This is a genomic window from Stieleria sp. (genome assembly GCF_041595215.1).
Lineage (GTDB): Bacteria > Planctomycetota > Planctomycetia > Pirellulales > Pirellulaceae > Stieleria > Stieleria magnilauensis.
The window spans coordinates 1-8339 of record NZ_JBFHKV010000300.1; the positions used below are offsets into that span (position 1 = coordinate 1).

General features: G+C 59.0%; 7 protein-coding genes. All 7 read right to left on the reverse strand.

Features of this window, described 5'->3' with window-relative positions; genetic code table 11:
* Positions 1-373: hypothetical protein (locus ABX749_RS13435; protein ID WP_372896428.1), on the reverse strand; the 373-nt coding region annotated here is incomplete at its 3' end.
* 214 nt (positions 374-587) lie between these two features.
* On the reverse strand, positions 588-992 hold the full coding sequence (locus ABX749_RS13440) for a hypothetical protein (RefSeq protein WP_372896429.1): 405 nt from the start codon (positions 990-992) through the stop codon (positions 588-590).
* 18 nt (positions 993-1010) lie between these two features.
* Positions 1011-2711, reverse strand: a complete 1701-nt coding sequence (locus ABX749_RS13445) for a BatA domain-containing protein (RefSeq protein WP_372896430.1) — start codon at positions 2709-2711, stop codon at positions 1011-1013.
* Positions 2708-3718 (reverse strand): DUF58 domain-containing protein, encoded by a 1011-nt coding sequence (locus ABX749_RS13450; RefSeq protein ID WP_145208115.1) that lies wholly within the window; start codon positions 3716-3718, stop codon positions 2708-2710. The genes ABX749_RS13445 and ABX749_RS13450 overlap by 4 nt, the downstream gene beginning before the upstream one ends.
* Positions 3715-4704 carry a MoxR family ATPase gene (locus ABX749_RS13455; RefSeq protein WP_145208117.1) on the reverse strand — a complete coding sequence of 330 codons (990 nt, stop codon included), beginning with the start codon at positions 4702-4704 and terminating at the stop codon, positions 3715-3717. The genes ABX749_RS13450 and ABX749_RS13455 overlap by 4 nt, the downstream gene beginning before the upstream one ends.
* A 133-nt stretch (positions 4705-4837) precedes the next feature.
* On the reverse strand, positions 4838-5674 hold the full coding sequence (locus tag ABX749_RS13460) for a DUF4159 domain-containing protein (protein WP_145208119.1): 837 nt from the start codon (positions 5672-5674) through the stop codon (positions 4838-4840).
* A partial coding sequence (locus ABX749_RS13465; RefSeq protein ID WP_372896431.1) for a tetratricopeptide repeat protein occupies positions 5671-8339 on the reverse strand: 2669 nt, incomplete at its 5' end. The genes ABX749_RS13465 and ABX749_RS13460, both read right to left, overlap by 4 nt.

An 8339-nucleotide genomic window follows, 5' to 3' on the forward strand; every position in this document is an offset into this window, starting at 1 on the left:
AGTAAGCCGCCGTCAAAAGCCGTTCGCCCAACCCCGGAAACGCGGTTTCGATCTTCGAAGCCGTCGCTTGCACGCCCCCGGCCAGTCGACTCGACAGAACCCACGACGCAACCACCGCGATCACCAACACTGACGCGTTCAACGCCCATGTGGTGGCATCGTCGATTTGTCCGGACAATTGCGCCCCGCGAAACATCAACGCGAACAACATCGCGATGATCGCAAACACCGCCAACAACGTCCAAAAGTGTCTTGATCGGACACGACCGGAAACATGCTTCATCTCACGCCGAATGCGCTCGAGTTGACGTTCCGCCATGCCGAGCTTGGAATCGAATCGAAGATCGTTTCCGGTGGTGGGGGTGTCGCTCATCGTTTCGTCACCTGGGACGGAGTTCGCGGTTTTGGAGAAGAAATGATGTCTGAAACGAATCGCACGGGCATCAGCAACCGTTGGTGTATAGCCTTTAGGCGACTTCTGGTCGCTGCGTCGCAGCGAGCGTAGGCGGCGAAAGCCTGCACACCAACACTCAAGCCGATGCGATCGGCGTTTGAAACCTTTTGCCACATTGTTGCTGGATGAAACATCATGCTGCTGCCTGTTGACGGGTGGAGTCTTTGGCGGCGAGCAGTGTTTCCGCCGCGATGAATCCGAGCGTGGCCAAGATCAACCATTGCCACCAGCCTTGCCGGGCTTCCAATTCGATGTCACGCAATGCCCGCTCGGCGGTTTGTTCCTGCTGTCGCGCCAGCGGCGACGAGACGACGGCACCGAACTGGACGATCCGATCCTGGTCGAACGACGTCGTCACACTTTCCGTTGGATCCAAGTTGACCGCGTACGTTTCTCCATCGACCTCGACAAACCCCGGTTCGGTCGCGATCGCATCGTCGCCGAGTGATTCACCGACGATCAGTGATTCCGGGGCAAGCTGCATGTTTCGCCCCAACATGCCCAGCAGGATCGGGACAAACTTGGTCGACAACGCCAACTGGCTTTCCGATGGTTGTCAGCCACTCGTCAAGACCCAAACCTTACCAGCGGGAAGATCCGGATCATCGTTGGCGACATCTCGTCGGATCAACAGCGGCGAACCATCGTCCAACTTCAGCGTCACGCTGGGCATTTCACCGAGCCCGTCAAGCCGACGGTGCTTCCAAATTCGAATGTTGCTGAAATCGTTCACCCCGGGATCCGAAAGCGGAGCGATCAGCGCGGACTTAAAATCGACCGAAGCGATCAAGCGGTAGTCTTCCGTTTCGGATTCACCGATCGCCAGTCCGGGAGATTGCAACAAGCTCGCCAGCGCGGCAACCGTGGCACCGTCGACGGCCCGATCGAGCACCACCAGAACGCGTCCGCCGGATGACAGGTATTGTTCGATGGTCTCGCGGCCGGACTCCAGTGTCGCCGAAGCGTTGATGATCAGCAGCGGCGTCGTGGCGGGATCCAAACCTTCGCTCCAATCATCCTCGGTCCGCAGCTTCAACGTGACCTCCCGCGTGGGGTCGGACCAGGGCACTTGGTTGGCATAGAACGAGAGGGTTTCACGAACCGACGATTCCGAGTCGGATTCGGCCGAAGGCTCGCTGGGACGCGAGGCGTTGCGCGATGCTTCGACGAAGCGAACTTCTTGCTCGATGCGTTTGGGGCGAATGAAATGGAACGTGTTGTCAAAACTGTCGCGGTCTCCCGAAACGGTCAATGTCGCCGTCCGCACCGGGTCGCCGGCTTCACCGGATTCGGGCAACTTGACCGAAAAGAAACGCGTTTGCCCCGGTGGCACTTGGATCACTGCGGCATCCTCGTCCTGGTTTTCGAAACGCAGTCGGAACGTGGACGTCTCGCCATCGTCGGTTTGCGCCACCTGGACACGGACGACATCAGCTGCCGCCTCTCGAATGGCTTCATCGGTGTCGGCTGCTGGCATCTGTGGCATCACCCGCAGGCTGACGTTTCCGCGAGTGGTGGCGATCAGCGATTCCATGTCCAGCCATACACGACTGGGCCACTCATATCCCTGCAGCGTTTCGATTTCCGCGCCGGACTGCAGATCGCTCAACAGCACGATGCGGGTTTCGATCGTCGCGCTGGCATTTGGATTGTTCGGCGTGGACGACGCATTCTCCGTTTCCCCGAGTTCCAGCAGCGCTGCCTGATCGGCGGCGTACCGGATGGCTTTGCCGACATCGGTCGATTCCCATGTCGGTGACAATTGATCGATCGCATCCCGTGCGGCACTCTTGCGGGTGTCTGCGACCAACCGAGTGGATTCCTCCAGCGACAACATCGTTCGCGGTACCGAATCAAAGGCAATCACCGAAAACAATGTCTCGTCGTCTGCCTGCTCCAAAATCTGTTTCGCCTTTTTGGTCGCCTGGTCCCACAAGCCGGCGCGTTTCATGCTCGCACTCTGGTCGACCAACACGATCACCGCCTGTTTGACGCCTTCTACCGAATCGGATTCCGACAGCGGCAGAAACGGTCTGGCGAAAGCGAAGGCGAGCAGCAAGATCGCCGCGCATCGCAACAACAACAGCGGCCAGTTCTCCAGTCGGCTGCGGCGTGTCAATCGCGGCGGCGTCGAATCGAGAAACATCAGCGAACTGAATTCGACTTCGCCCTTGGGTTGTCGCCGAATCAAGTGAAACAGGATCGGCCCGGCAACAGCCAAAGCGCCCAGAAAGTACAGCGGTGCCAAAAAACTCATCGTCGCACTCCCTCGCTGATCGACCGGTGCCCCGACTTGCCGAGTCGGTTCCTGGCGTGGATCAAACTCGACAGCGCCAGATCGAGCGGTTTGTCGGTGATCAGTTCATAGAACCCCACGCCCGTCGATTCACAAATCGATTCGATTTCACGGCGATGTTGCTCGAATCGCTCGGCGTAGTTGGCTTTCGCCGCGGCCGGGTCGACGTAGATCTGTCGGCCGGTTTCGACGTCGGTCACCATCGCCGGATCCTTGATCCCCAACTCAAGTTCACCCGGATCGATCATCCGCAACAACACGACTTCGTGGCCGCGTGCGCGAAGCGCCGCCAATTGTGTCTTCAGCATGCCCGGCGGTGCCAGTAGATCGCTCATCAAAATCACCAGCCCGCGACGCGGCACCAACGAAGTCACTTGGCGAAGCGGGGCTTCGATGTCGGTGCCCTTACCGACCGCCGGACGAGACAGTTCGACCAGAATCTGATGAAATTGTTTTGCACCGAGTTTCGCCGGCAGAAAATCACCGAGTTCCGCATCGAACGTCAACACACCGACCGCGTCGTGTTGCATGGTCAAGAAATAGGCCAGTGTCGCGGCGACCGTACGGGCATATTCCATCTTGCTGTACTCGATCGATCCATAGCCCATCGAACGGCTTTGATCGACGACCAGGTAGCAACGCCGGTTGGTCTCGTCTTCGAATTTCTTGATGAAGTAACGATCGCTCCGCGCGTAGAGCTTCCAATCGAGGTTGCGCAAGTCATCACCGGGCACGTAAGCGCGGTATTCACTGAACTCGATCGAACTGCCGTGGGTCGGACTGCGATGCAAGCCGGAGAAAAAGCCTTCGACCACCGTCTTGGCGCGCAGTTTCAAACTCTTGATCCGCATCAGTGCCGCGGGGTCGACACCGGCGCGATCATTCGCATTCGAATTCGATCCGGCGGAAGGCGGTCCGGCAGTGTTTCGTCGCACGGGGGGCGCCCCGGCATTCGCAGCGGCGCTCATGGCTTGGGAATCGTCTCCAACAGCTTGTCGATGATTTGCTCGATCGTGACCCCTTCGGCTTCGGCCTTGTAGGTCGGCAACACGCGGTGACGCAGCGTCGGATGCGCCAGCGCGACGATGTCGTCGGTTTGGACATGGGCGCGGCCCATCAACAACGCGCGAGCCTTGGCGCCCAGCACCAGGGTTTGCGAGGCGCGTGTGCCGGCACCCCAGCCGACCCATTCGTTGACAAAGTCCGGCGAGCCGTCGCGATTGGGACGGGTGGTTTGAGCGATCTTGACGGCGTATTCCGCGATCGGCGTCGCGATCGGGACGTCGCGGACGGTTTGTTGAAACTGCAACACGTCTTCGCCGGAGAACAGCGGATTGATCGGCTCGGGTTTCGACGCGGTCGTCCGCAACACCACCGACAATTCGTCCTCCGGCGGCAGGTAATCGATTTTGACGTTGAACAGAAACCGATCGAGTTGGGCTTCCGGCAGCGGGTAGGTGCCTTCCATTTCGATCGGGTTTTGCGTCGCCAAGACGAAGAACGGTTCGGGCAATTCGTAACGCGTGCCGGCCGCCGTCACCTGGTGTTCTTGCATCGCTTCGAGCATCGCCGCTTGGGTCTTGGGCGGCGTTCGGTTGATCTCGTCGGCCAAGATCACATTGGCAAACACCGGCCCTTTGACAAACGTCAAACCACGATGCCCGTCCTTCGTTTCCTCCAAAATCTCGGTCCCGACGATATCGACCGGCATCAGGTCGGGCGTGAACTGGATGCGGCTGAACTGCAAATGAAACACCTGGGCGACGCTGCGGACCAGCAAGGTTTTCGCCAACCCGGGAGGCCCGGTGATCAAGCAGTGGCCGCCGGCAAGCAGACTGATCAGCAACTGTTCGATGACGTCGTGCTGCCCGACGATGGTTTTGGAAAGTTCGCCGACGATTTTTTCGCGGGCCTCTTGGATCTGCTCGACCACGTTGGTGTCAGTGACTGTCATTGGCTAGTTGCTAGGTGGGTCCGAACAATGAAAGGCGTCCCGATGTGGGAAGCCGCTGATGAAGTGATGAAAGGCAAAACGGAAATGGAACTCGAACACGCGATTCAATGGGCGGGGTATAACGGGCGGCGGTTTAGTGAGTCATGGCGTAGGTGACGATGTTGATGCCCATCGGATAGGCCTTTTTGACCGAAAACTCACGAAAGTACTCTTCGTCTTCACCTTCGCGTTCCCAACCGTCACCCAGATCCGTGTTGTGGCAGATGAAGACCATGATCCGATCCTTGTCGTCGACGATCGCGCGATAGTGCGGCACGCTGTTGTCGCTGCCGTCGCGGGTGTCTTCCCAAGTGACCGATCCCCAAGCCCGGCCGATGGCTGGGACTTGCGGCTTTTCTTTCATGTCGTAAACGTTGTGAAAGATCTCGTGGTCCAGCGGGACTTCGAAAGGCTTGCGATCGGGAAAGACTCGTTCGAGTTCGAACGCCAGGTTTTCGTACTGGGTGTCGCCCCAGAAATCGTCCACCATCAGAAAGCCGCCGTTGAAACAATACTTGCGTAGCGCCACCACCTCGGCTTCACTGAACACCAACCCGCCGGGTTCGATCAGGTACAGGAACGGATAGTCCGACAGGTTTTCGTCGGTCAGATTCACGATCACGGGATCCGGATTGACTTTGATCGTCGTCAGTTGCTGCAGCCGCAACGAGAAATTCAGGTCACTGTCGGGGTAATCCGTCCGCCAGCCGCCGCCGCCCCGTCCGCGACCGTAATACGAGTCGTAGTAGACCCGCGCGAAGGTGAAGGTGTCGCCGGGGAATTGCCGATCGACCTCCCACTGCGGAACGCCACGACGGTCTTCTTCGATGCTGCGAAAGCGACGTCCCCACTGGGCCAATGCGATGCCGGCCGCACCGACGACCAACATCACCGTCAGCATCACGAAGGTCTTGGATCGTTGGCGCATCATTCGTCGACACTCTCCGCAGCAGGAATCTCGGACGGTTTGGCTTCGCCCGCAGGCGAAGCATCGGGCGAATCGGCCGCGTCTTGCTCAGTCGCGTCGGGCTTCTCATCAGCCGGCGTCGGCTGTTGTTGCAGCGCGAGCAGCAAGTGGTGGGCATCGCGATACCGCGGCGCGATCAACAAGGCGTCGATCAGGTGCTCGGTTGCCGCGTCGATCTCGCCGGCGGCGGCCAGCGACTCGGCCATTTGAAACTCCAGACCGGCTACGTCCACCGGGTCCATCGCTTGCAGGGCACGCAGCGACTCGATCGCTTTCTCGCTTTGATCCAGCTCACGACACGCCGTCACCAGCGATTGATGCACGTCCAGCGCGAACGGCTGAATCTCAAGTGCATGGACGGCAGACTGCAGCACCGACGACCAGTCGTTTTGCGATTTCTCCATTTCAATGAAACGCTGCAAACTCGGTAAAGCATCGGAAGAAACGGAAAAAAGCTGTTTCAAAACCTCACGCTCTTTCTCTACCTCTCCCAGTTCGCGGTAACAGACCGCAAGCGATTCCAGCACGCCTTCCGATTCGCCCGTCGCGGCCTTTTTCTCCACCAAAAACGCAAGGTGCCCCGCCGCGTCGGCGTATTGCTTCCTCGCCAGCGCCGCCCGTGCCATCGTCATGCGGGCCCAATAGTTGTTGGGGTTCTCCTCGGCCCACTTCAAAACTTCTGCCGGGTCGGCGTCTTCATTTCCTGGTTCATCGGGCGACTGGCGACGCGTGAACTCCAGCCCGCTGCCAAAATCAGTGGCCAACTTGCGCGCATATTCAGCAAAGCCGGTTTCGATCCGCTCCATCGGCGCGATGTTTTTCGCCAACGCTTCGTTGATCGGAATGCCTTCGGCAAGCGACTCGAGCGTCGCGTTCAACGCTTCCGCACCGTACTGGTCGACCAGGTAACGGACGACCAACGATGATTCGTAGTACGCGAATTGCAGATGGGTTGGTGAGGGCGGATTGAGGAATGCACCGCTCAATTGGGACACCGGGGTGAAGTCGTCGCCCAGGATCATCTCTCGATAACGGGCGGTCATCGACTGTCCCCATCGGGGGTCCCGCTCAAGCTCTTCATAGACAGAGATCCCTTCGCTCAACCATCGCGGCATTCGGTTTTTGGTTTTGGTCAGCGTGATCACGTGGCAAAATTCGTGCCACAGCACGCTTTTCCAGTTCGACGGCCGCGGCCCTTGCGACGCCGGGCTGTTGGCCGTGATCACGCGTCCGAAGCACACCCCCAGAAACCCCTCGCCGCCGGGAAGCCCGAAGGTACGGATCGCGAAATCGCTTTGCTTGGGAAAGATCTCCACGATCACGGGGCGTGTCAGTTCCAATTGGTACTTTTCGCAAAGCACCTGCTTGGCTTCGGACAACAGTTCCGCGACTGCATTGCCATAGACCTGGCGTTCACGCGGATCCATTCGAATCAGGATCTCTCCCGGTTCGCGGTGTTCCTCAAAGCCCAACTCGCCGACCGGGTCGTCGACGACACGCGGCGCTCCCTTGGCCTCGCTGGCACGGATCGTCTCGAACCCGTCGATGCGATCTTTCAGTGTCATCAAGTTGTAGGCGACGACGTTGTACGGATCTTCGGTGTTGACCTGTTCGGCGAGTTTCCAGCCGACGTCATCATCGCCCAGACGCAACAGATCTTGCGCCAACTGGAACGTGGCCGGGATGTGCGAGGGATCAAACGTCAACGCCAATCGCTGATAGTGGGCCCCCTCGGCGAAACGGTACTTGTCGGACAATTTGCGTCCGATCAGATGATCCACTTCGGGGTTGGTCGGCCACCACTGCAGTGCCTGTTCACGGAACGCTTTCTCTTTGTCGTAGTCGCCGTCCAGGTGGGCGAGCACGGCCTTGAGCGCGAACGCAGCAGGGCTCTTGGGATTCGTTTTCAGCATCCGCTCGATCGTCGCCTCCGCTCCGGCGTAGTCTTCGCGATCAATCTCCTTTTCCGCTTTCAGGATCAACGCCGGTTCATAGACCGGATTGAGCCGCAGCGATTGGACGAGTGCCACTTGAGCTTGTTGCGGGTTGGACGTCTGCAACGCGACGGCACGCAAGTAATCCAGCCGAGCGTCTTTGAGTTCGCGTTGCTGGGCTTTGGCGACGGTTTCGGCGGCGACGGCAAAATCACCTTTGCTGATCGCCAGCTCGGCGGTGGCGATCAACGCTTCGAGATTGGTGGGATCTGTCTCGAGCACGCGGTCGTAAAAATTTTTGAGAATGATCCGGGCGTCGATTCCATTGTCGGAAAAAAAACGTCCCGCGGCGATCAGCGTATCGGACGTCGCATACTTCAACTGGCCGGTCTGCAAGTAACGCTGAATCATCGCCGCTTCACTGGCAGCGCGATCAGGCAGGTCGTTGAAGTGGGTGACATCGATTCCCAGCACACGGAGCGGCAAACTGGTCGGATAGCGGCCGATCGCAGCGTCGTAGGTTTCCAGCGCCGGTTCGTATTGCCCGGTCGCCAGTTGGCATCGAATCAGCAGTTCCGACCAGCGACGATTCCAAATCCCCCGGTCGACTTCGGCCTTGGCGATTTCTTCCGCCTCGTCAATTTTCCCCGACAGAAACAACGCTTCGGCTTCGGAGTAATTGGCCGCCAACGCGG

Bases quoted from the DNA above. Each gene is read 5' to 3' on its own strand.
- ABX749_RS13445 (WP_372896430.1), bottom strand. From the start codon at position 2,711: ATGAGTTTTTTGGCACCGCTGTACTTTCTGGGCGCTTTGGCTGTTGCC.
- ABX749_RS13450 (WP_145208115.1), bottom strand. From the start codon at position 3,718: ATGAGCGCCGCTGCGAATGCCGGGGCGCCCCCCGTGCGACGAAACACT.
- ABX749_RS13455 (WP_145208117.1), bottom strand. From the start codon at position 4,704: ATGACAGTCACTGACACCAACGTGGTCGAGCAGATCCAAGAGGCCCGC.
- ABX749_RS13460 (WP_145208119.1), bottom strand. From the start codon at position 5,674: ATGATGCGCCAACGATCCAAGACCTTCGTGATGCTGACGGTGATGTTG.